The organism is Streptomyces sp. NPDC041122, assembly GCF_055592445.1.
In genome coordinates this window covers 1354061-1377802 of record NZ_JBVIYQ010000002.1, presented here as the reverse complement: position 1 = coordinate 1377802, position 23742 = coordinate 1354061, and the positions used below count along the sequence as shown (strand labels likewise).

The 23742-nt window shown below is 74.0% G+C and carries 8 protein-coding genes; 4 read left to right on the top strand and 4 right to left on the bottom strand.

From position 1 onward, the window contains the following. Window positions 1-20: 20 nt before the first annotated feature. Both ACZ6B8_RS12265 and ACZ6B8_RS12260 read right to left on the bottom strand, forming a co-directional pair. Window positions 21-6677, bottom strand: coding sequence for an SDR family NAD(P)-dependent oxidoreductase (locus ACZ6B8_RS12265; protein ID WP_471607155.1), 6657 nt, complete (start codon window positions 6675-6677; stop codon window positions 21-23). A gap of 6 nt (window positions 6678-6683) precedes the next feature. Next, window positions 6684-15743: a type I polyketide synthase gene (locus ACZ6B8_RS12260; RefSeq protein ID WP_471607154.1), complete on the bottom strand. Its 9060-nt coding sequence runs from the start codon at window positions 15741-15743 to the stop codon at window positions 6684-6686. A gap of 254 nt (window positions 15744-15997) precedes the next feature. Here ACZ6B8_RS12260 and ACZ6B8_RS12255 point away from each other — a divergent pair, with 254 nt between their 5' ends. Continuing rightward, complete coding sequence (locus tag ACZ6B8_RS12255; RefSeq protein ID WP_471607153.1) at window positions 15998-16789, top strand: thioesterase II family protein; 792 nt, start codon at window positions 15998-16000, stop codon at window positions 16787-16789. 267 nt (window positions 16790-17056) lie between these two features. Here the strand turns inward: ACZ6B8_RS12255 and ACZ6B8_RS12250 are convergent, their stop codons facing one another. Next, complete coding sequence (locus ACZ6B8_RS12250; protein WP_358707263.1) at window positions 17057-17632, bottom strand: TetR/AcrR family transcriptional regulator; 576 nt, start codon at window positions 17630-17632, stop codon at window positions 17057-17059. Window positions 17633-17645: 13 nt separating this feature from the next. Beyond that, the gene (locus ACZ6B8_RS12245) at window positions 17646-19178 is read right to left on the bottom strand and encodes a DHA2 family efflux MFS transporter permease subunit (RefSeq protein WP_471072327.1); all 1533 of its coding nucleotides are present in this window, start codon (window positions 19176-19178) and stop codon (window positions 17646-17648) included. Between the two features lie 217 nt (window positions 19179-19395). On the opposite strand from ACZ6B8_RS12245, the gene ACZ6B8_RS12240 reads away from it, so the two are divergent. The 3 genes from ACZ6B8_RS12240 (at window position 19396) to ACZ6B8_RS12230 (ending at window position 23739) form a co-directional block, all read left to right on the top strand. Continuing rightward, window positions 19396-20262 carry an SAM-dependent methyltransferase gene (locus tag ACZ6B8_RS12240; protein ID WP_471072330.1) on the top strand — a complete coding sequence of 289 codons (867 nt, stop codon included), beginning with the start codon at window positions 19396-19398 and terminating at the stop codon, window positions 20260-20262. Between the two features lie 32 nt (window positions 20263-20294). Beyond that, a complete protein-coding gene (locus ACZ6B8_RS12235) occupies window positions 20295-21170 on the top strand; it encodes an alpha/beta fold hydrolase (protein WP_471607152.1) in 876 nt (291 codons plus the stop codon). 157 nt (window positions 21171-21327) lie between these two features. Beyond that, the gene (locus ACZ6B8_RS12230; protein ID WP_471607151.1) at window positions 21328-23739 is read left to right on the top strand and encodes a type I polyketide synthase; all 2412 of its coding nucleotides are present in this window, start codon (window positions 21328-21330) and stop codon (window positions 23737-23739) included. Window positions 23740-23742: the final 3 nt, after the last annotated feature.

The following is a 23742-nucleotide window of genomic DNA, read 5'->3' as shown; positions in this document are numbered from 1 at the left end:
GTGTCCGGCCGGCACGCGGCTCACACCCCGAGTTCGTTGTCGATGAAGTCCAGTACCTGTTCGGCGGTGGCCGTCTCCAGCTGGTCCGCCGCGTCGTCGCCGTCCGGGGTGGCGGTGTCGCCGGCCGCGGTGAAGCGGGCCAGCAGCGCCTCCAGGCGGGCCGCGACGGCCGCCTGGTCCAGCCCCTGTGCGACGGCGGCGGACAGCGCGTGCTCGACCCTCGCGACCTCCCGCAGGGCCTCCGCCGTCGCGTCCCGGGCCGGGGCCGGCGCCCCGTCGGGGGCGAGCCGTTCGACCAGGTGGGCGGCGAGCACGTGGGCCTGCGGGTAGTCGAAGACCAGGGCCGCGGGCAGCTTCAGGCCGGTCGCGGCGGCGAGCCGGTTGCGCAGCTCGACGGCGGTCAGCGAGTCGAGGCCGAGCTCCTTGAACGGCGTGTCGACCTGCACCGCGTCGGGGTCGGTGTGGCCGAGCACCCCGGCCGCGTGGGTCCGCACCACCCCGGTGAGGAGTGCTACGCGTTCCTCCGCGGTGAGGGCGGCGAGCCTGGCCGGCCAGTCCTGCGCCCCGCCGGCCGCCGCCGCGGTCGGCCGGGCCGCGGCGGGCGCGCCCGCGGCCGCCAGGGCGCGGAGTACGGCGGGGACGGCGGCGTCGGAGGCGGCCGGGACACGGGGGTCCAGGTCCAGGGCGAGCAGGTCGGGGCGGCCGTGGGTGCGGGCCGCCGTCAGCAGGGCGCAGCCGCGGGCCGCGCCGGTCGGCTTGATGCCGTACCGGTCGATGCGCGCCCGGTCGGCGGCCGACAGCGTTCCGGTCAGGCCGCTGGTGGCCTCCCACAGGCCCCACGCCACGGACAGACCGGCGTGGCCGCACGCCCGGCGCCGGGCGGCCAGTGCGTCGCAATAGGCGTTGGCAGCGGCGTAGTTGGCCTGGCCGGGGGTGCCGAGGGTGGAGGCGAAGGACGAGAACATCACGAACAGGCCGAGCCGGGTCTCCCGTGTCGCCTCGTCCAGGTGGCGCGCGGCGGCGGCCTTGGCCGCCCACACCCGGGCCAGCCGCTCGGGGCTCTGCGCGCCGATCAGGGCGTTGTCCAGTACGCCGGCCGCGTGCACGACGCCGGTGAGCGGATGCGCCGGGTCGATCCCCGCGACGAGGTCGGCGACCGCTCCGGGTGCGCTGACGTCGGCCGCCGCGAAGGTGACCTCCGCGCCCGACCCGGCCAGCCGCTCGGCCAGTTCGTCCGCTCCTTCGGCGTCGCGCCCGCGGCGGCTGACGATGAGCAGGTGCGCGCATTCCCCGGTGCGGGCCAGGTGTTCGGCCACGGCGGCGCCGATGGTGCCGGTGCCGCCGGTGACGAGGACGGTGCCCGCCGGGTCGAGCGGCGCGGGCACGTCGAGCACCAGCTTCCCGGTGTGCTTCGCCAGGCTCATGTACCGGAACGTCTCCCGGGCCCGTCCCAGGGGCCGTGCGGTGACGGGCAGCGGAGCCAGCGCCCCGTCCGCGAAGAGCTCGCCGAGCCGGTCGAGCAGCTGCCCGAGCCGTTCGGGCCCGGCGTCCGCGACCAAGTCGAAGGCCTGGTACGACACTCCGGGGTGCGCCGGCGTGAGGAGTTCGGGCTCGCGGAGATCGCTCTTGCCCATCTCCACGAACCGTCCACCGTCCCCGAGCAGCCGGAGGGAGGCGTCGACGAACTCACCGGCGAGGCTGTTGAGTACGACGTCCACGCCGCGCCCATCGGTGGCCCGGCGGATGGTCTCCTCGAAGTCGAGGTCACGGGACGAAGCACGGTGGGCGGCATCGACACCCATCTCGTCGAGGACGGCGTGCTTGGCGGGACTCGCGGTCGCGAAGACCTCCGCACCCAGATGCCGGGCGATCCGCACGGCCGCCATCCCGACGCCACCGGTGGCGGCGTGGATCAGCACCCGCTCCCCCGCCTTCAGCCCCGCCAGCTCCACCAACCCGTACCAAGCCGTGAGGTAGGCGGCGGGCGCGGCGGCGGCCTGACGCATGTCCCAGGCCGCCGGGACGGGAGCCAGCATCCGCGCGTCGGCGACGGCCCAGGGGCCGAAGGCGCCGTCGAGCATGCCCATCACACGGTCACCCACGGACACCCGGCTGACGCCCGGCCCGACCTCGGTCACCACCCCGGCGGCCTCGGTGCCCGGCACGGCGTCCGGGTCCGGATACATGCCCAACGCGATCAGCACGTCACGGAAGTTGACCCCGGCGGTGTGGACGGCGACGCGGACCTGCCCTCGCTCCAGCGGGCGCAGCACCTCCTCGCACGGCTGCGCGGTGACGGCGTCCAACGTCCCGGCCGCCCCGCCTACCAGCCGCCAGGCCCGAGCACCCGGCGGCGCGGCCAGCTCGACGGGCGCCTCGGCACGCGCCCACCGGGGGATGAGCACCTGCCCGTCCCGCACGGCGAGCTGGGGTTCCTGGGCGTCGACGGCGGCCCGCACGGCGTCCACCACGTCGGTACGGGACGACGCCGCACCGAGCGGTCCGTCGACGTCGACCAGCACGAAACGGTCGGGGTGCTCCGACTGCGCGCTGCGCACCAGGCCCCAGACGGCGGCGCCGGCCGGGTCCGGCGCCCGCACGGCCCCGGAGTCCTCGGCGGGCCCGGCGTCCACCGCTCCCCGGGTCACGAACACCAACTGGGTCCGGTCCAGGCTCGGCGCGTCGAGAAAGGCCTGGATGACCTCCAACACGCTTTCGGTGACGGCTAGTTCATGAGCATCGGCGCCGGTGGTGTCGGTGGGGACGAACACCAGGGAGGGCGGGGGGACGGCGGCGTCGACGAGCGCGGCCACATCCCGGAACCAGTCCGGATGCGGCGCCGGGTCCGGGTCGTCGTCCCCGAAGGGGCGGTCGAGCGCTCCGAGCACGGCACAGTCGGAGGCGTCGGGCGTGCCGACGCTGTCGGCGGCCGGTACGGGCAGCGGCGACCACCGAAGTTCGTAGAGCCCGTCCGTGCCCGGCGTCACGGCGGCCCGCACGGCCTGGGCGCTGGTCGACCGGAGCCGCAGCTCCGCGACGTCCACCACGGGGCCGCCGGTCGGGTCGGTCACCGTCAGGGACACGGTCTCCTCGTCGCCGCCGCCGAGTCCCGCAAGCCGGACCCGGACGGTGGTGGCCTCGGTCGCCCACAGTGAGACGCCGCTCCAGGTGAAGGGCAGGAGTACGTCACCGCCCGCCGAGGCTCCTCCCGCGCCCGCGCTCCGCTGCGCGAGCAGGGGGTGCAGGGCCGCGTCCAGCAACGCCGGATGCACCCCGAACCCCGCGGACGAGCCTGCCGCCTCGGGCAACTCCACGTCCGCGAGCAGCTCTTCGCCGTTCCGCCAGAGCGCCCGCAGCCCGCGGAAGGCGGACCCGTACGCGTATCCGGCGACGGCGGCGCCCTCGTAGAAGTCGCTCACGTCCACCGGCTCGGCTCCCGCCGGCGGCCACTGGCCGACCTCACGGGCCGGCCGGGACACCGCGTCACGCCCGAGCTCACCGACGGCGTGACACACCCACGTACCGGACGCGTCGGCCCCGGCCGCCTCCCGCTCAGGACGCGAGTACACGTGTACGTCACGCCGCCCCTGTTCGTCCGCCGCGCCCACGGCCACCTGGACCTGGACGCCCCCGGACTCGGGCAGCACCAGCGGGGCCTGCAACGTCAGCTCCTCCAGCGTGGCGCAGCCCGCCTCATCGGCGGCCCGCAGCACCCATTCGACCAACGCGGCACCCGGCACGAGCGCCGCCCCCGCCACCACATGCCCACCGAGCCAGCCCCCGCGCTCGGCCGAGACGCGTCCGTGGAGCACCACTCCCCCGTCGGCGAGAGCCACCACGCCGGTCAACTGCGGGTGCCCGGAGCCGGCGTCGCGCGTTCCCGCCTCACGCGTCACGGAGTCGGCCAGCCAGTAACGCCGACGTTGGAAGGCGTAGGTGGGGAGGTCGACGGTACGGGGAGCGGGATCGGCCGGGAACCACCGCCGCCAGTCGACGTCCGCTCCCGCAGTGAAGGCGAGGGCGGCGGCGCGGGCCAGCTGGGTGGGGTCGCCGTGATGACGGCGGAGGGTGGGGACGACGGTGGCGGGCACGTCCGCCCGCTCGATGGTCTCCTCCATGCCGAGACCGAGCACCGGGTGAGCACTGGCCTCGATGAAGAGGCGGTAGCCGTCGGCGAGGAGGGCCTCGATCGTGTCGGCGAAACGAACCTGCTGGCGGAGATTGGTGACCCAGTACACCGTATCCAGGGCCGTGGTGTCCGACAGCCTCTCCGCCGTCACCGTCGAGTAGAACGCGATATCCGTACGTGTCGGCGCGATGTCGGCCAGGCGCTCGGTGAGCAGGTCGTGGAGCTCGTCGATCTGCGGCCCGTGAGAGGCGTATCCCACATCGATGACACGGGCCCGCAGGCCCTGGGATTCCGCCTCCGTGACCACGGCGGCAACATGCTCGGGTGGTCCCGAAATGACCGTAGAGGATGGCCCGTTGACGGCAGCGACACACACACCCGGCCGGTCACCGATCAGCTCGGCAGCCCTCTCCGGGCCCGTACCGAGGGATGCCATGTCTCCGTGCCCCTGCAACTGCCGCAGAGCGTCACTGCGTACGGCGACGATCCGCGCCGCATCCTCCAACGACAACGCACCCGCCACACACGCCGCAGCCATCTCACCCTGCGAATGCCCCACCACAGCAGCCGGAACAACCCCGCAGTCCGCCCACACAGCAGCCAGCGACACCATCACCGCCCACAACACCGGCTGCACGACCTCAACGCGAGACAACTCAGCCCCGTCCCCACGCAAAACATCCGTCAGGGACCAGTCCACGTACGCCGAGAGCGCCTGCTCGCACTCCGCGATACGCGCCGCGAACACCGGCGATTCATCGAGGAGTTCGGCACCCATCCCCACCCACTGCGACCCCTGACCCGGAAACACCAACACCGGCCCAGGACCCACATCACCAGCCACACCGGACACCACATCCGCCGACACCTCACCCGACGCCAACGCACCGAGCCCCGCCGTCAATGCCTCCCGGTCGCGGCCCACCACCACAGCCCGGTGCTCCAGCACCGACCGCGTCGTGGCCAGAGACCAGCCGACCTCCACCGGCAGCGCCGCCGGATCGCCCGCGACGAAGTCGCCGAGCCTCCGGGCCTGGGCGCGCAGAGCGTCTTCGGTCCGGCCGGAGACCACCCACGGCACCACCCCGCCCACCGGAGCGTGCTCGGGCTGTCGCCCTTCAGATGCGTCCACGCCCTCCGGCTCCGCCTGCGCCTCGACCGGTGCCTCCTCCTGCGCCTGCTCCAGGATGAGGTGCGCGTTCGTGCCCGAGATGCCGAACGCGGAGACCCCGGCGCGCCGGGGGCGGCCGGTCTCCGGCCACGGGGTGGGCTCCGTGACGACCTCGACCGCTCCCGCGTCCCAGTCGACGTGCGGGCTGAGTTCCTCGACGTGGAGCGTGGCGGGCACCAGGCCGTTGCGGAGGGCCATCACCGTCTTGATGACGCCCGCGACGCCGGCGGTGGCGTGGGTGTGGCCGATGTTGGACTTGAGGGAGCCGAGCAGCAGAGGGCGCGCGCGGTGCTGCCCGTAGGTGGCGAGGAGTGCCCCGGCCTCGATGGGGTCGCCCAGCTTCGTGCCGGTGCCGTGCGCCTCGACGGCGTCGACGTCGGCGGGCGTGAGACGGGCGCTGTCGAGGGCGGCGCGGATCACCTGTTCCTGGGCAGCGTCGTTGGGGGCGGTCAGGCCGTTGCTCGCGCCGTCCTGGTTGACGGCCGAACCACGGATGACGGCAAGGACGTCGTGGCCGTTGCGGCGGGCGTCGGAGAGCCGTTCCAGGAGGATCAGGCCGATGCCTTCGGAGAAACCGGTGCCGTCCGCCGCCGCGGCGAACGGCTTGCACCGGCCGTCGGGTGCCAGGCCCCGCTGGCGGCAGAACTCGGTGAACATCAGCGGGCTCGACAGGACGAGCACGCCGCCCGCGAGGGCCAGGTCGCACTCGCGCTGGCGCAGCGCCTGGCTCGCCAGGTGGATGGCGACGAGGGAGGCGGAGCAGGCCGTGTCGACGGTGACGGCCGGTCCTTCCAGACCGTAGGTGTAGGCCACCCGCCCCGAGATGACGCTGGTGAGGCTGCCGGTGGTGGCGTGCCCCTCGAACCCCTCGGGAATACGCGGGAGTTGGGACATGTAGTCCTCGCTGGACACCCCGGCGTAGACGCCGGTGCGGCTGCCCTTGAGCGAGACCGGGTCGATCCCGGCACGCTCGAACAGTTCCCAGGACGTCTCCAGCATCAGCCTCTGCTGCGGGTCCATCGCCAGCGCCTCGCGCGGGCTGATGCCGAAGAAGTCGGCGTCGAAGGAGCCCGCGTCGTCCACGAACCCGCCGTGCCGCACATAGCTGGTGCCGTAGTGGGCCGGGTCCGGGTGGTACAGCGCCGCCAGGTCCCAGCCGCGGTCGGTGGGGAAGTCCTCGATGGCGTCCTTGCCGGCGGCCACGAGGTCCCACAGGTCCTCCGGGGACGCCACGCCGCCGGGGAACCGACAGGCCATGCCGACCAGGGCCACCGGCTCCTGCCTGCGGTCCTCCTCCTGCACGAGGCGACGACGCGTGTCGTGGAGCTCGGTGGTCACCCTGCGCAGATACTCGACCAGTTGCTCTTCACTCGCCATGTGGGGTCACCCGGCCTTCGGAGTGGGGGTCGCGCGCGAGGTGTCGTGCCCGACACCCAGCTCGTTGTCGATGAAGTCGAAGATCTGGTCGGCGGACGCGCCCTTGAGGCGGTCGGCGGCGCCGTCGTCCTCGTCCGCGGTGGCGTTCGTCCTCCTCCACCGGGTGAGCAGCGCCTCGAGCCGCGTCGTGATCTCGTCCGTCTCGCCGTGGGACAGCTCGTCGGCGAGCGCGGCCAGGGCGTTCTCCATGCGGGTCAGGTCGCTCAGCACCGAACCGGCGCCGGGCGGCGAGTCGGCCGTCACCCGCGCGGGCGCGCCGGCCGCGCGCTCCTCGCCCTGTCCGGTCAGCCGCTCGCGCAGGTGGCCGGCGATGGCCGCCGGGGTCGGGTGCCGGAAGACGAGGGCGGTGGGCAGGCGGAGCCCGGTGTCCTCCACGAGCCGGTTGCGCAGTTCGACGGAGGTCAGCGAGTCCAGGCCGAGCTGTTTGAAGGTGGCGTCGCCCCGCAGCGCCTCCGGGTCGGTGCGCCCGAGGACCGCGGCGGCGTGGGTACGCACGGCGTCGACGAGAAGCCGGAGCTGTTCGGCCGCGGAGAGGCCGGCCAGGCGGGCGGGCCAGTCCGTGGGGGGCCGGCGGTCGGCGGCGGTGCGGCGGGCCGGGGGCCGCGCCGCCGCCAGGGCGCGCAGGGCGGCGGGCAGCGCGGCGACGTCGTCGTCGTCCAGGGCGCCGACGGCCGGGCGGACCCCGAAGAGGGGGCGGCCGCCGTGTGCGCGTGCGGCGTCGAGGAGGGCGGGGAGGCGGCCGGGGGGTGTGCTCTTGATACGGGGGCCGGAACCCCGGCCGGGGACGGCGACGGAGGCAGGGGTGGAGGCGGGGGCGCTCGGGGGGCCGTACGTCAGGGCCACACCCGTCGTGCCGGCGGAGTGCCGCCCCAGGGCGAGGGCCTCGCGGAACGCGTCGGCAGCGGCGTCCGCCGCGGACCGGTGGACTCCCACGGAGGCACCGGCCGGGGAGAGGACGGCGAAGAGGGCCAGCGGCCGGTGGGCGGTGGCGTTCGCGGCCGCGCGGTGCAGGGCGGCCGTGACGCCGGCGCTCGCGGCCCAGGTCTCGGCGAAGGTGGCGGCCGGAGGGCTACCGGCGGGGGCTGCCGTGGCGGGGGCGGCGGTGACGTGGATGACGCCGGTGAGGGGGCGGTCGGGGTCCACCGCGGCGAGGGCCTCGGTGAGGGCGGCCGGGTCCGTCAGGTCCGCCTCGATCAAGCGGACGGTGGCGCCACCGGACCTCAACTCCTTTGCCATCGCGTGCAGTTCGGGCACGCCGGGCGCTTCCGCACCGGAGTCAGTGAGCAGCAACAGGTGCCTGCACTCCCCGGTCCGTACGGCATGTTCCGCGATGGCGGCGACCGACACCTCGGCCGGCCCCGCCGACCCGGCGATCAGCAAGGTGCCGTCCGGGTCGAGGCCCCGCCCTTCACCGTCCGTGACACCCGTGGGGGCAAGGCGCGGTACGAGGACGTTCCCCGCGCTCAGGGCGAGTTGTGGCTCGTCGGCGGCGAGAGCCATGCCCACGGCGCGCTCCAGGTCGGATCCCGGGCCGCCCTCCCCCGCCCGCGCGCCGTCGACGCCGGTGTCGACGAGGAGGAAGCGCCGGGGGTACGTCGATCGGGCGGCCTCCACGACCCCTCGTACGGCGGCGACCGCCGGAACGGGAAGCCGACCGTCGCCCACCGCGAGCGCGCCACGCGTCACGAAGACCAGCGGGACGTCGGCGAACCGTGCGTCGCCGAGCCACTGCTCGACGAGGTCGTCGGCCCACCGCGCCGCAGCCAACCCGGCCCGGGCCTCCCCCACACCACCGACCGCACCGGCTTCATCGACCCCATCGACCAAAGAGCCCGCTTCGGCCCCGGGAACATCGACCAGGACCGCGGAGGGCACGGGCGCCCCACCCTCGACCGCCGCGACGAGCGCGCCCAGAGACTCGTGTCCGCCCTCCCCCAAGACCGCCCAGCCGGACGCGACACCCGCCCTCGCGCCCTCCGCTCCGGCCGCCGTCACCGTCGGCCCCGGCACCCACTGAAGCGCGTAGAGGTCGGACACGCGTCCACCCGCGGCCCGTATCTCGCGGGCGCCCGCCGCCACGAGGACCAGGCCCTCGCAGGTCAGCACCTCCGCGCCGGTCGGGTCGTTCACAGCGACCCGCCAGGTCCGCCCGCTCTCGCCCGGCGTCCCGGCCGGCCCGTCGTCGTCCAGCGGGGTGAGACGGACCCGTACGGACGTGGCGCCCGTCGCCCACAGGGACACCCCCGTCAGGGCGAACGGCATCCATACCCGGCCGTCGTCCCCGCCCTCGCTGTCGGCCGGGCGGTCCCCGAGCAGCGCCGGATGCAGTGCGGCATCGAGCAGTGCCGGATGGATCCCGAACCCGGCCGCGTTCGGGGCCTCCTGGGTCAGCACCGCCTCCGCGAACAGCTCGGTGCCCCGTCGCCACACCACACGTACCCCCGTGTAGGCGGGCCCGTAGCCGACGCCGGCATCCGCCGCCCGCTCGTAGAAACCGGTCAGGTCGACGGGCTCGGCGCCGGGCGGCGGCCACGCCTCGTCCGCCGTGCCCTCACCGGCCGAACCCGTGCCGCCTCCGGTCGGCGTCCGGACGGGCTCCACCACCAGCTGACCGTCCGCGTGGCAGGTCCACGGCGCACCGCCCCCGTCGGGTCCGGTCTCGTCCTCGGCACGGGCGTAGACGTGCAGCTCACGGTGGCCGTCGCGGGTGTCCGCGGGCCCCATCACGATCTGCACCTGCACGCCCGTGTCCTCGGGCAACGTCAGCGGGGCCCGGAGCGTGAGGTCCTCGACGCCCGCGCACCCGACCTCGTCGGCGGCGCGCAGCGCCCACTCCGTGAGCACCGACGCGGGCACGACGGGCGTGCCGAACAGGGTGTGCTGGGCGAGCCAGGGGTGGCTGTGGCGGCTGATACGGCCAGTGAGCAACCGGACGTCTCCGTCGGCGAGTTCGGCGGTCGCGCCGAGCAGCGGATGCCCGGCCGGGCCGAGGCCGAGCCCGGCGGCGTCCTGGCCGCCCGTGGGCGCCTCCAACCAGTAGCGGCGCCGCTGGAAGGCGTACGTGGGGAGCTCGATGCCGGACGTCCCTGCGCCCGGGAACCAGTCCTCCCACCTGACCGCGCACCCGGCGCCGAAGGCCTGCGCCAGCGAGAGGACCAGCCGGTCCAGGCCGCCGTCGTCGCGTCGCAGCGTCGGCACGGTGACCGCGTCGGTCCCGGCCTCCTCGAAGGTCTCCTGCAGGCCCAGGGTGAGGGCCGGGTGGCTGCTCGACTCGACGAAGACCCGGTGCCCGTCCGCGAGGAGCGCGCCGACGGCGTCGGCGAAACGGACCGGCTGCCGCAGATTGGTGATCCAGTAGTCGGTGTCGAGACCCGTGGTGTCGACGCGGGTGCCGGTCACGGCCGAGTAGAACGCCACGGGTGCGGCGACGGGGCGGACGCCCGCCAGCGTGCGGGTCAGTTCGTCGGCGATGGCGTCCACCTGAGGGCTGTGCGAGGCATAGTCGACGTCGATGACACGGCCCCGCAGACCGCGCGTCTCGGCCTCGGCGACGACGGCGGCGACCTGGTCCGGGGGGCCCGAAATGACGGTGGAGGAAGGCCCGTTGACGGCGGCGACACCGACACCGTCCTGGCCCGCGATGAGCTCGGCGGCCTGCGCCTGCCCCACTCCGAGCGAGGCCATGGCGCCCGCGCCCGAGAGCTGCCGCAGCGCCTGGCTGCGCAGGGCCACGATCTTCGCCCCGTCCTCCAGGGTGAGCGCCCCGGCGACGACGGCCGCCGCGATCTCGCCCTGGGAGTGGCCGACGACCGCGGCGGGGACGACGCCGTGTTCGGCCCACACGGCGGCGAGGGACACCATCACGGCCCACAGCACCGGCTGCACGACCTCGACCCGGGACAGCTCACTCCCATCCCCACGCAACACATCCGTCAACGACCAGTCCACGTAAGCCGACAGCGCCCGCTCACACTCACCGATCCGCGCCGCGAACACCGCCGACTCATCCAGGAGCCGGGCACCCATCCCCACCCACTGCGACCCCTGCCCCGGAAACACCAGCACCGGCCCAGGACCCACATCACCGGCCACACCGGACACCACATCCGGCGACGCCTCACCCGACGCGAGGGCGCCCAGGGCCGCGGTCAACGCCTTATGGTCGCGCCCCACCACCACGGCCCGGTGCTCGAAGACCGCCCGCGTGGCCACGAGCGCCCGCCCCACCTGTGCCGCCGTCGCGGTCGGGTGAGCGGTCACGAACGCATGCAGCCGGTGCGCCTGTTCGCGCAGTGCTGTCGCGGAGCGCCCGGAAACCACCCACGGCAGCACGGGACGATCCGCCGCGCCCCGGCCCGGCTCCTGCTGCGGTCGGTGGGCCTCCCCAGACACTTCCTCGGGGACTTCCTCAAGGACCAGGTGTGCGTTCGTGCCCGAGATGCCGAAGGAGGACACCGCCGCCCGGCGGGGTCGTTCGCCGCGCGGCCACGCCACCGGCTCGGTCAGCAGCCGGACCGCGCCCGTCGACCAGTCGACATGACCGCTCGGCTCGTCGACGTGCAGCGTGGCCGGCAACTCCCCGTGGCGCAGGGCCATCACCATCTTGATGACGCCCGCCACACCCGCGGCCGCCTGCGTGTGACCGATGTTCGACTTCACCGAACCCAGCCACAACGGCCGGTCCCCGGCCCGGCCCTGCCCGTACGTCGCCAGCAGCGCCTGCGCCTCGATCGGGTCGCCCAGCGTCGTGCCCGTACCGTGCGCCTCCACCACGTCGACCTCGTCCGCCGTGAGGCGGGCGTCGGCGAGAGCGGCGCGGATGACGCGTTGCTGGGAGGGGCCGTTGGGGGCGGTCAGGCCGTTGCTCGCGCCGTCCTGGTTGATCGCGGAACCCCGCACCGCCGCCAGCACACGATGGCCGTTGCGCCGCGCGGTCGAGAGCCGTTCGAGCAGCACGAGGCCCACGCCCTCGGCCCACCCCGTGCCGTCGGCGCCCGCGGCGAACGGCTTGCAGCGGCCGTCGGCCGCCAGACCGCGCTGGCGCGAGAACTCGGTGAACATGCCGGGTGTGGCCAGCACGGTGACGCCGCCGGCCAGCGCCAGCTCGCACTCGCCGCTGCGCAGCGCCCGCGCCGCCAAGTGGAGCGTGACCAGCGACGACGAGCAGGCGGTGTCCACCGTCAGGGCGGGCCCCTCCAGGCCGAAGCTGAACGCGAGGCGGCCGGAGGCGACGCTCGGCGTGCTGCCGGTCAGCAGATGGCCGTCGGTGGACTGGGACGGCTCGTGGAGCCGGGGCCCGTAGTCCTGTCCCGTCATGCCGACGAAGACGCCGGTGGGGCTGCCCTTGAGCGTCCGCGGGTCCAGGCCCGCCCGCTCGAAAGCCTCCCAGGCGCATTCGAGGAGCAGTCGTTGCTGCGGGTCGACGGCCAGCGCCTCGCGCGGGCTGATGTCGAAGAACTCGGCGTCGAAGTCGGCGGCGTCGTAGAGGAATCCGCCCTGGCGCGTACTGCTCGTGCCCGACCGGTCGGCGTCGGGGTGGAACAGGCGCTCCAGGTCCCAGCCGCGGTCGGTGGGGAACTCCCCGACGGCGTCGGTGCCGTCGGCCACCAGCCGCCACAGGTCCTCCGGTGACGTGGCGTCGCCCGGGTATCGGCAGCTCATGGCCACGATGACGACCGGGTCCTCGTCGGCGGCATCACTGCCGGTGAGGGCCGGCGGGACGGTTGCCGCGGCGGCGTCGGCGGGTGTGCCGGTGACCTCGGCGCGCAGGTGTGCGGCCACGGCCGCGGGGGTCGGGTGGTCGAAGGTCAGCGTCGCGGGCAGGGGCAGGCCGGTCGCCGCGCCGAGCCGCTCGCTCAGCTCGGCGGCGGCCATCGAGTCGAAGCCCAACTGCTTGAAGGTACGGGCGGTTTCGACCGTGCCCGAGGCCGAGCCGAGCACGGCGGCCACATGTTGGGCGACGAGGCCGAGCAGGGTGCGCTCCTGGTCGGCGACCGTGAGCGCGGCGAGCCGCCCGGCGAGCTCGGTCCGCGCCCCGCCCGTCGCCGGCGCACGGTCCCCGGACTCCGTCCCGTCCGTCGACGCCCACGCCGACGCCGACGTCCCGCCCGCGTGCCCCAGGTCCTGTCCGGCAGGCATGACGGCGCCCTGCGGGGCCGCGGCCGGGATCGGCTTCGGCCAGTAGCGCTCGCGCTGGAAGGCGTACGTGGGAAGGCTCAGCCGGCCGCCGGCCTCGGCGCGGCCCCCGGACGCGGAAGCGCGGTCGACGGACGCGGAATCGAGCTCCCCGTACGCGGGAGTGAAGTCGACATCGGCACCGCGTACGTACGCCTGCGCCAGGGCCGTCATAAACGTGGTCGCCTCGTCGCGCCCGCGGCGGCACACGGCGATCGCCGCGGGGCGGGGGCGGCTCGGATCCTGGGACGGTACGGGGAAGCACGCGCGGGCCATCGCGGAGAGGGGCGCGTCCGGGCCGAGTTCGACGAAGGTGGTCGCGCCGAGCTCGCACAACTCCCTTATACCGGCCAGGAACTGAACGGGTTCGCGCGCGTGCCGTGCCCAGTAATCGGGGTCGCCGTACTCGGCTCCGGAGACGGGCCGCCCCGTGAGGTTGGAGAGCACGGGGAGGGTGGGGGCGCGGAAGGTGAGGCGGGCGGCGACGGCGCGCAGTTCGTCGAGGACCGGGTCCATGTGCGGCGAATGGAAGGCGTGGCTGACCTTCAGGCGGTGGGCCTTGCGGCCGCGCGCCCGCCAGGTGGCGGTCAGTTCGTCGACGGTGTCGCGGTCGCCGGAGACCACGACGGAGTCGGGGCCGTTGACGGCGGCGAGGGTGACGCGCTCCTCCCGCCCGGCGAGCAGTTCCGCCACCTCGTCCGGGGTCCCCTGCCAGGCGGCCATCGCGCCGGGCGCCCGCACCGTCTGCATCAGCCGGCCGCGCGCCGCGACCAGGGCGCTCGCGTCGGACAGGGAGAGGGCGCCGGCGACGTGGGCGGCGGTGATCTCGCCGACCGAATGGCCGAGGACGTAGGCGGGCCGCAGCCCGAAGGACTCCGCCAGGCGGTACAGGCTCGTCTCGATCGCGAAGAGCGCGGGCTGGGTGCAGGCGGTCCGGTCGAGGAGGGAGAGGTGTGCGGGGTCCTCGCCGAGGACGGTCTCGCGCAGGGGGCGGTCCAGATGGCCGTCGAGCGCGGCGAAGGCCTCGTCGAGGGCGTCGGCGAACACGGGGAAGGCCGCGTACAACTCGCGGCCCATTCCGGCCCGTTGGGCACCCTGCCCGCTGAACAGGAAGGCGACCTTGTCGTTCCCGTCCCGGTCCCCGTCCGCCTCGCCCCGGACGACGGACGGGGTGTCCGTCCCCTCGGCGAGCGCGTCGAGGGAGCCGAGCAGTCCGTCGGTGTCACCGCCGAGCAGGACGGCGCGGTGAGTGAGGGGCGCACGGGTGCGGGCCAGCGCGTGCCCGACCCGCGACGGATCGGGCACGGCGGGGAGGCCGCGCAGGTGGTCGCGCAGCCGCCCGGCCTGGGCCCGCAGCGCGTCGGCGCTGTGACCGCTCACGGGCCAGGGGGTGGGCGGTGCCGTCGCGGTGGCGCGGGGGTTTCCGGGGGCCGGGGCGGATGCCGCGCCCCCGGCCGCAACGGACCCCACGCCCTCAGCCGGGGCGGACGTCGCCGCGAGAGCCGCCGCGGCAGTCCCCCCACCCTCACCCACCCCAGGCGCCCCTGCCAGCACCACATGGCAGTTCGTGCCGCCCATGCCGAACGAGGACACCCCTGCCGTCAGGGGCTCTTCGGGGTGCGGCCAGTCCGTCAGGTCCTGCTGGACCCTCAGGCCGAGGTCGGTCAGCGGGATGGCCGGATGAGGCGCGGTGAAGTTCAGGCTCGGCGCGAGCTGCCGGTGGTGGATGCTCAGCGCGGTCTTGAGCAGCCCGACGACGCCGGCGGCGGCTTCGAGGTGACCGACGTTCGTCTTGGCGGAGCCGACCGCGAGCGGCGCCGTGCGTGCCCCGTCCTGTCCGAGCGCGGCGCCGAGCGCGGCGGCCTCGACGGGGTCCCCGACGGGCGTGCCGGTGCCGTGCAGTTCCACGTACTGGATTCGGTCCGGCGTCAGCCCGGCCCTGCGGCAGGCCAGCCGCACCACGTCGCGCTGCGCCCGCCCGCTGGGCCGGGTGAGTCCGTCGGTCGCGCCGTCGCTGTTGACGGCGCTCCCCCGGATCACGCAGTACACGGTGTCGCCGTCGCGGCGGGCCGCCGCCAGCGACTTGAGCACCACGAGTCCGCCGCCCTCGCCCCGTACGAAGCCGTCGGCACGGGCGTCGAACGTGTGGCAGCGCCCCGTGGCGGAGAGCCCGCCGAAGCGGGCCTCGGCCAGCTCGGTGGAGCGCGGCGAGCAGATGAGGCTGACGCCGCCGGCGAGCGCCGTCTCGCTCTCGCCGCCGCGGATGCTCTCGCAGGCCAGGTGCACCGCGACGAGTGAGGAGGACTGCGCGGTGTCGACGGTCAGGCTCGGCCCGGCCAAGCCGTACGTGTACGAGACGCGGTTGGCCAGAATGCTGCGGTGCACGCCCGTCATGGTGTGCCGGGTGACGGCGGCTTCGGCCCCGCGGTCCAGGAGGTGCGCGTAGTCGTCCCAGAAGGCGCCGACGAAGACCCCGGTGCGGCTCCGCGCCAGTCGGTCCGGCCGGATCCCCGCGTCTTCCAGGGCCTCCCAGCTCAGTTCGAGGAGCAGCCGCTGCTGGGGGTCCATCGCCACGGCCTCGTGGGGGCTGACGCGGAAGAACGCCGCGTCGAAGCCGTCGATCCGGTCCAGGTAGCCGCCGGGCCCCCGGAGTGGGGAGTCGGCCATTCGGCGCTCGGGCGGCGCGTCGCGCACGGCGTCACGCCCCTCGCTCAACAGCCGCCAGAACGCCGCCGGACCGGCCGCGCCGGGCAGCCGGCAGGCCATTCCGACCACCGCGACCGGCTCGGGTCCGACACCCTCACCGGCCCCGGACGCGGTTCCCGACGCCATCACGTCAGCCGCGGTCGACGTCGGAACAACTGGCTGCCACAAGACATCAACGGCGCTCCCGGTCCGAAATCGGAGATCGCTACGAGTACCGGGCTCATCGTGGGCGGGCTCTCTAAAGGCGAACCAAACCGCCGCTAGCCGCCTGCCGCTTTAGACCCGCGCTATGCGCCGCGGCCAGCATCGGGGGCGGGCGGCGCGCGTTCGCCCGGGGCCGCGCGGCCCGACGGCGGCGGAGCGGGACGAGAGGGAGTGCGATGGACAGGGGCACGGCGCAGGCGGCGCGGAAGACCGGGGCCGGGGTGTGGCTGCGGCGGTACCACGGCTCCGCGACGGCACCGGTGAGGCTGGTCTGTCTTCCGTTCGCGGGCGGTTCGGCGAGCTACTACTTCGGGCTGTCCGCCCTGCTCTCGCCGGGCATCGAGGTCCTGTCCGTGCAGTATCCGGGGCGGCAGGACCGGCACAGGGAGCCGTGCCTGGACTCGGTGGCCGCACTCGCCGACGGTGTGACGGACCAACTCCCGCGCGACGGGAAGCCGTTCGCGCTGTTCGGGCACAGCCTGGGCGCCATCGTGGCCTTCGAGGTGACGCGACGGCTCCAGCACGGGCCGGGCCCCGGCCTGCCGGGGCTGCCCACGCACCTGTTCGTCTCCGGTGGACTCGCGCGCCCCTACCGGCCGGAGGACGGGTCGGCGGTCTTCGGTGACGCGGACCTCCTGGCGCACCTGCGGGCGATGGGCGGAACCGACGAGCGGTTCTTCGGCAGCCCCGAGCTGCAGGAGCTGATCCTGCCCGCGCTGCGCGCCGACTACCGCGCCGTGGGCTCGTACGAGGCGCCCGGACCCGAGCGACTCGACTGCCCGATCACGGCGCTGATCGGTGACGCCGACGAACGGACCACACCGGAGGAGGCCGCCACCTGGCGGGAGCGGACCACCGCGGACTTCGCCCTCCACGTGCTGCCCGGCGGGCACTTCTACTTGAACGGCTGCCAGGACGAGGTGGCCGCCATCGTCACGACGTCGCTGGCGACGGTCACCGGGACCTGACGCCGCACCGCGCGGACGCCGCGACCCACGGACGGCGGACAGACCCCTGGCGTGCTCCGCCGAGGGAAGTCGGAGCACGCCAGGTTGGACCGTACGCGGCAGCCGGGGGGACCGTAGCCACGCGCGGTCGTTCTTGCCCCCTTGAGCCCCGCGCCCCTGCGGGGGAATTGAGGGGCGCGGGGGTCGCACCCGGCAGCCGGTGGCCGCCGCGTACGACGTCTGGTCGAGGGGCGGAAGGTCATCCGCTCCTCCGGGTGTGCGGCCGCATCACGGCCGCAGGTCTTCGAGGCAGTACAGCGCCTCGTCCAGCGTGGCCGCGAAGTCCATCTCCGGATCGTTCGCCCAGTCCATGGAGATCTGCAGCATCACCCCGAACACGGCCCCGGTGTAGGCCCGCACCGCGGGGTCCCGCGGGTCGCGGCCGGCCCGCTTGGCCACCTGTTCGCTCATCAGCTGCATGGTCTGGCCGATGTTGCCCAGGCTGGCCCCCCAGAGCTCCGGCTCGTTGAGGATGAGCACGAACCGCTCGCGCTGCAGGGCCAGTTCCTGTTCGGGGATGTCCTTCAGCATCGACCGGATGGCCTGTCGTTCGGCCTGGATCGGCGTCAGGTCGGGCGACTGTGCCTGGAACATCATCGCGAAGGGCAGATCGTAGTCGTGCGAGAAGACCAGGTCCTGCTTGGTCGCGAAGTAGCGGAAGACGGTGCTGGGAGCGACCTCGGCGGCTTCGGCGATCTGCTCGATGGTCGTGGCGGAGTACCCCTGTTCCCTGAACAGGCGCACCGCCTCCCGCTGGATTGCGGCCTTCGTGCGGGCCTTCTTGCGTTCTCTCAGTCCAGGCACGGCTTTGCCCTGGTCAGACTGCGTCTGCGGCTTCATGCTCAGATTCTGCTGTCTTGGTGGTGCTCTGACCAACATGGCGTGGCAGCCACACCACGGCCAGCAGCACCCCGAGCAGGCCCAGGCCTCCGGAGACCACGAGGACCACGTCCAGGGCGTGGACGTACGCCGCGCGCACCGAGTCGACGAGCGCGGAGGACTTGATCGCCTTGGCGACCGCGAGGCCTCCGAACACGGAGTCCTTGACCGCGCCCTGCGCCTGCTCGGGCACCCCGTCGAGGTCGAGCTTGCTGCGGTAGCCGGAGTTGAGGACGGAACCGAGGATGGCCGCGCCGAAGCTGCCGCCGAGGGTACGGATCGACTGGTTGACGCCGGATCCGACACCCGCGGAGTCCTCCGACAGCGCGCCGAGGGCCGCGTCCATGGCGGTCGGCAGGGCGATGCCGAGGCCGAGTCCGTAGGCCGCCGTCCACGCGGCGGCCAGACCGGTGCCGCTGTCGGTGCCGGTGGTCGCGCCGTAGAAGAGTCCGGCGGCCAGCAGCGCGAAGCCGAGGCCGACGGCGGTCTTCGGACCGAGCCCCTTGGCGATCTTGTTGGCGACCGTCACACCCACGAGCAGACCGCCGACCATCGGCAGGAGCCGGAAGCCGCTGCCCATCGCGTCGGTGCCGAGGACCGCCTGGTAGTACTGCGGCATCGTGAACAGCACGCCGAACATGGTGAAGTTGATCACCGTGCCGAGCACGGTGCCCGAGGTGAAGCGGGCGGAGCGGAACAGCGAGAGGTCGACCAGCGGGTCGGCCACCCGCTTCTCCCAGTACACGAAGAGCACCAGGGCGAGCAGACCGCCGACGCAGGGCGCCAGGGTGGTGATGTCCGTCCAGCCCTTCTCGCCGCCCTGGATCACGCCGTACGTCAGCGCGGCCAGACCCACGCTGGAGAAGACCAGGCCGCCCACGTCGAAGGGCTTGGCCTCCTTGGCCTTGGACTCCGGGAGCCAGGCCGAGACCGCGAGGAAGGCGAGGATCACGACCGGCACGTTGATCAGGAAGACCGAGCCCCACCAGAAGTGGTTGAGCAGATAGCCGCCCAGGATCGGGCCGAGCGGATAGGCCAGCATCGCCGCGCCGGCCACCGCGCCGATGGCCTTCGGCCGCTCCTCGTCGGAGAACATGACCGGCAGCAGCGACAGCGTGGTCGGCATGATCAGCGCGGCACCGAGGCCGAGCACCGCACGCGCGCCGATGAATGTGCCGGACGCCGTGGCGTAGGCACAGGCCAGCGAGCTGATGCCGAAGATCACCAGGGCGGCGAGCAGCACCTTCTTGCGTCCGAACCGGTCGCCGAGCATGCCCGCCGGGATCATGCCGGCCGCGAAGACCAGCGTGTACGACGTCACGAACCACTGCAGTTCGACGTTGTTCGCACCCAGATCGTCGGCCATGGCCGGCAGCGCCAGGCTCAGGATCGTCACGTCGAAGCCCACGACCATCGACGCGAGGACGAGAGCTCCGACGGCCCACCACCGCCGCGCACCCACATCTGACACGAGAGTCGACCTCCTAAAGAGAGCTCAATATCTAGTCGGAGCGTACTCTCATTTTTTTCGTCTGTGTACCACCCGGGGCGTATGGCCCCCGTCAAGGACGCGTCAAAGGAGCGGTCCGTAGGGGTGGGACTAGGGGTGGGCGGCCTTCGGCCTTAGGGGCTGTTCAGGGGCCGGGGTGGGGTTGTGACGCCGTGCGGCGCGCCGCGACGCTGAGGTCGTGACGAAGAACGCGACGACCAAGAAGCCCCCGACGGTGAACAAGACCGTCGCCCCCGAGCCCAGCGACATCGGCCACTACTACGACCACAAGGTCTTCGATCTGATGACTCAGCTCGGAGACGGCAATCTGCACTACGGCTACTGGTTCGACGGCGGCGCCCAGGACGCCACGTTCGACGAGGCCATGATCCAGATGACGGACGAGATGATCCGGCGCCTCGACCCCGCCCCCGGTGACCGGATCCTCGACATCGGCTGCGGCAACGGCACCCCGGCCATGCAGCTGGCCCGCGCCCGCGACGTCGAGGTGGTCGGCATCTCCGTCAGCGCCCGCCAGGTCGAGCGCGGCAACCGCCGGGCGCGCGAGGCCGGCCTCGCCGACCGGGTCCGCTTCCAGCAGGTGGACGCCATGAACCTGCCGTTCGACGACCGGTCCTTCGACCACTGCTGGGCCCTGGAGTCGATGCTCCACATGCCCGACAAGCAGCGGGTGCTCAGCGAGGCCCTGCGCGTGGTGAAGCCCGGCGCGCGGATGCCGATCGCCGACATGGTCTACCTCAACCCCGACCCGGCCAAGGCACGGACCGCCACCGTCAGCGACACCACCATCTACGCCGCGCTCACCGACATCGGGGACTACCCCGACATCTTCCGCGCGGCCGGCTGGACGGTCCTCGAACTGACCGACATCACCGCCGAGACCGCCAAGACGTACGACGGGTACGTCGAGTGGATCCGCGCCCACCGGGACGAGTACGTCGACATCATCGGCGTCGAGGGCTACGAACTCTTCCTGCACAACCAGGCGGCCCTCGGCAAGATGCCCGAGCTCGGGTACATCTTCGCCACCGCACAGCGCCCCTGACCCGCGCCCGATCCCACCCCGAGGGTCCGCCTGTGAAGAACCTCCGCATCCCCGTGTCGCACACCGTCTCCCTCAACGTCCGGCACCGGCCCGCGGGCGGCTCCGGGCCCACGGGCCGCCCGTACCTGCTGCTGCACGGCATGCTCTCGAACGCCCGGATGTGGGACGAGGTCGCCGAGCGGGTCGCCGCCGCCGGGCATCCGGTCTACGCCGTCGACCACCGCGGTCACGGCGAGTCGGACGCGCCGCCGGACGGCTACGAGAACGCGGCCGTCGTCATGGACCTGGCCGAGGCGGTCACCGCCCTCGACCTGGCGGGCGCGCTGGTCGCCGGCCACTCCTGGGGCGCGCACCTCGCGCTGCGCCTGACGGCCGAGCGGCCCGACCTGGTCGCGGGCCTGGTCCTGATCGACGGCGGCTGGTACGAGTTCGACGGGCCGGTGATGCGCGCCTTCTGGGAGCGCACCGCCGAAGTCGTACGGGGAGCGCAGCAGGGCACGACCAGCGCGGCCGACATGCGCGCCTACCTCAGGGCCACCCACCCCGAGTGGTCGGACGCCTCCGTCGAGGCGCGCCTCGCCGACTACCGCGTCGGGCCGGACGGGCTGCTCATCCCCCGCCTCACCTCGGAGCAGGTCATGTCGATCGTCGGGAGCCTGCAGCGGGAGGCCCCCGCGGACTGGTACCCGAAGATCGGTGTGCCGGTCCGGCTGCTGCCCATCATCCCGGCGATTCCCCGGCTCTCCGATCAGGTGCGCGCCTGGGTGGCCGCCGCCGAGGAGTCCCTGGAGCGGGTGACCGTGCGCTGGTACCCCGGCTCCGACCACGATCTGCACGCCGGGGCGCCCGACGAGATCGCCGCCGACCTTCTGGCGCTGGCCCGCGACGCGGCGCCGCCGGTGACGTGAGCGCGCCGCGCGGCCGGTCGGCAAGGCAGGGGTTAGACCCGCTTAAGCAGCCGCGGCGACCCTGGCAGCGACAAGGTGCGGTCCACTCCTGCCCACCCGGTCCCACTCGGTCCCGCCTGAGGCTTCACGCGCGAGAACAGGAAGGCTGACCATTCCCGTGGCGAACGAAGAGAAGCTCGTCGAATACCTCAAGTGGACGACCGCCGAGCTGCACCGGACCCAGCAGCGGCTGCGCGAGTCCGAGGCCGCGCGGCACGAGCCCGTCGCCGTGGTCTCCATGGCCTGCCGGCTGCCGGGCAAGACCCGCACCCCGGACGACCTGTGGGACCTGGTCTCCGAGGGGCGCGACGCCGTCACGGGGTTCCCCGACGACCGCGCCTGGGAGCTCCCCGACGAGCCCCCGTACGCCGCGCTCGGCGGCTTCCTGGACGACGCGGCGGGCTTCGACGCGGGCTTCTTCGACATCGGCGAGAACGAGGCCGTGGCCACCGAGCCGCTGCAGCGCCTCATGCTCCATCTCGCCTGGGAGACCGTCGAACGGGGCCGCATCGCCCCGCACGCGCTGCGCTCCACCCTCACCGGCGTCTACGTCGGCGCCACCGGACACGACTACGCGACCCGTCTGGACACCGCGCCCGACGAGCTGCTGCCCTATCTCGGCGGCGGCACGTCCGGCAGCCTCGTCTCCGGACGCATCGCCTACGCCCTCGGCCTGGAGGGCCCCGCGATCAGCGTGGACACCGCCTGCTCGTCGTCGCTGGTCGCGATCCACCTGGCCTGTCAGGCGCTGCGCCGCGGGGAGTGCCGGCTCGCGCTGGCCGGCGGCGGCACCGTCATGTCGACACCGCACACCTTCCACGCCTTCGCGCACCAGAAGTCCCTCTCCGCGGACGGCCGTTGCAAGCCGTTCGCCGCCGCGGCGGACGGCATGGGCCTGGGCGAGGGGGTCGGGCTCGTGCTCCTCGAACGGCTCAGCGACGCGCAGCGCGAAGGGCATCCCGTGCTCGCCGTCATCCGCGGCTCCGCGGTGAACCAGGACGGCGCCGGATACGGCCTCGCCGCCCCCAACGGCCCCTCCCAGCAGCAGGTGATCCGCGCCGCGCTCGCCGACGCCCGGCTCGCGCCCGACCAGGTCGACGCCGTCGAGGCGCACGGCACGGGCACACCCATCGGCGACGCCATCGAGGTGCAGGCCCTGCTCGCCACGTACGGGGCCGGCCGGCCCGCGGACCGGCCGCTGTGGCTCGGCTCCGTCAAGTCGAACACGGGGCACACACAAGGCGCCGCCGGTACCGCCGCCGTCATCAAGATGGTCCAGGCCCTGCGGCACGGCACCCTGCCGCCCACGCTCCACGTGGACCGCCCCACCCCGCTCGCGGCCTGGAAGAAGGGCGGGGTCCGCCTGCTCACGGAGGCGGTCGGGTGGCCGCGCCGCGAGGAGCCCCGCCGGGTCGGCATCTCGGCGTTCGCCACCTCAGGGACGAACGCCCACCTGATCCTGGAGGAGCCGCCGCTCCCCGAACCGGCGGCCGGTGCTTCCCCCGAACCGCCGGTGGTGGCCTGGGCGTTGTCGGCGCGCACCCCCGAGGCGCTGCGGACCGTGGCGGAGTCCCTGGTCACCCATCTGACGGCGGCCGACCCCGAACCGTCCCCCGGCGAGGTGGCGTACGCGCTCGCGACCACCCGCACTCCGCTGGCGCACCGCGCCGTCCTCATCGGCGCGGACCGGGCGGAGCTGCTCGCCGCCACCCGCGCGCTCGCCACCGGCGACGACCACCCGGCGGTGGTCCGCGGCGCACCGGACGACGACGGAGCCACGAACCCGCGGAAGCTGTTCTGGCACTTCGCCGGCGCTCCCCCGGCGGACGCGACGCGCGCCGCCGAACTGCACGCCGCCTTCCCGCACTTCGCCGCCGCCTTCGACAAGGCGTACGGCTCGCTGAGCGCGCGCCTGGCCGACCCGTTGCCCGCCGCCCCCTTCGCATCCCCGCACCCGGACCGGGCCGAGGCCGTGCACTTCGCGGTCCTGGCAGCGCTCGCGCGGCTGCTGCGGGAGGCCGGGGTCCATCCGCACGGCCTCACGGGGGACGGAACCGGCCACATCGCGGCCGCGTACGCCGCGGGGATCCTGGACCTCGACGACGCGTGCCGCCTCGCCGCGGCGCACGTCACGGCCACGGACCCCGGGTCGGCTGCTCCCGACACCTACGAACCCGTGCTGAAGCAGCTGACGTTCCAGTCCCCCACGCTCACCCTCACGAGCACGGCCCCTGCCGACACCCCCGTCGCCTCCCCCGCCTACTGGCACCACCACCTGACGTCACCGGCCGCCGACTCCGCCGCCCCGGACACCCGTACCCTCCTCCTCGCGAACGCCGGGCCCCCCGAACTGCCCGCCGCGCGAGCCCTGTTGACGGCGCTGGCGGAGCTCCACACGACCGGCGGCACCGTCGACTGGACGCCGCTCGTCGGGGGCACCCCCGCCCCGCGGGCCGTCGACCTCCCGACCTACCCCTTCCAGGCCACGCGTTACTGGCTGCACGACCACACCGCGCGCCCCGCGGTGTGACAC

What these genes read in the sequence shown, in the direction of transcription:
- ACZ6B8_RS12265 (WP_471607155.1), bottom strand. Translation starts at nt 6,677, where the DNA reads ATGGCGAGTGAAGAGCAACTGGTCGAGTATCTGCGCAGGGTGACCACC.
- ACZ6B8_RS12260 (WP_471607154.1), bottom strand. Translation starts at nt 15,743, where the DNA reads ATGGCGTCGGGAACCGCGTCCGGGGCCGGTGAGGGTGTCGGACCCGAG.
- ACZ6B8_RS12255 (WP_471607153.1), top strand. Translation starts at nt 15,998, where the DNA reads ATGGACAGGGGCACGGCGCAGGCGGCGCGGAAGACCGGGGCCGGGGTG.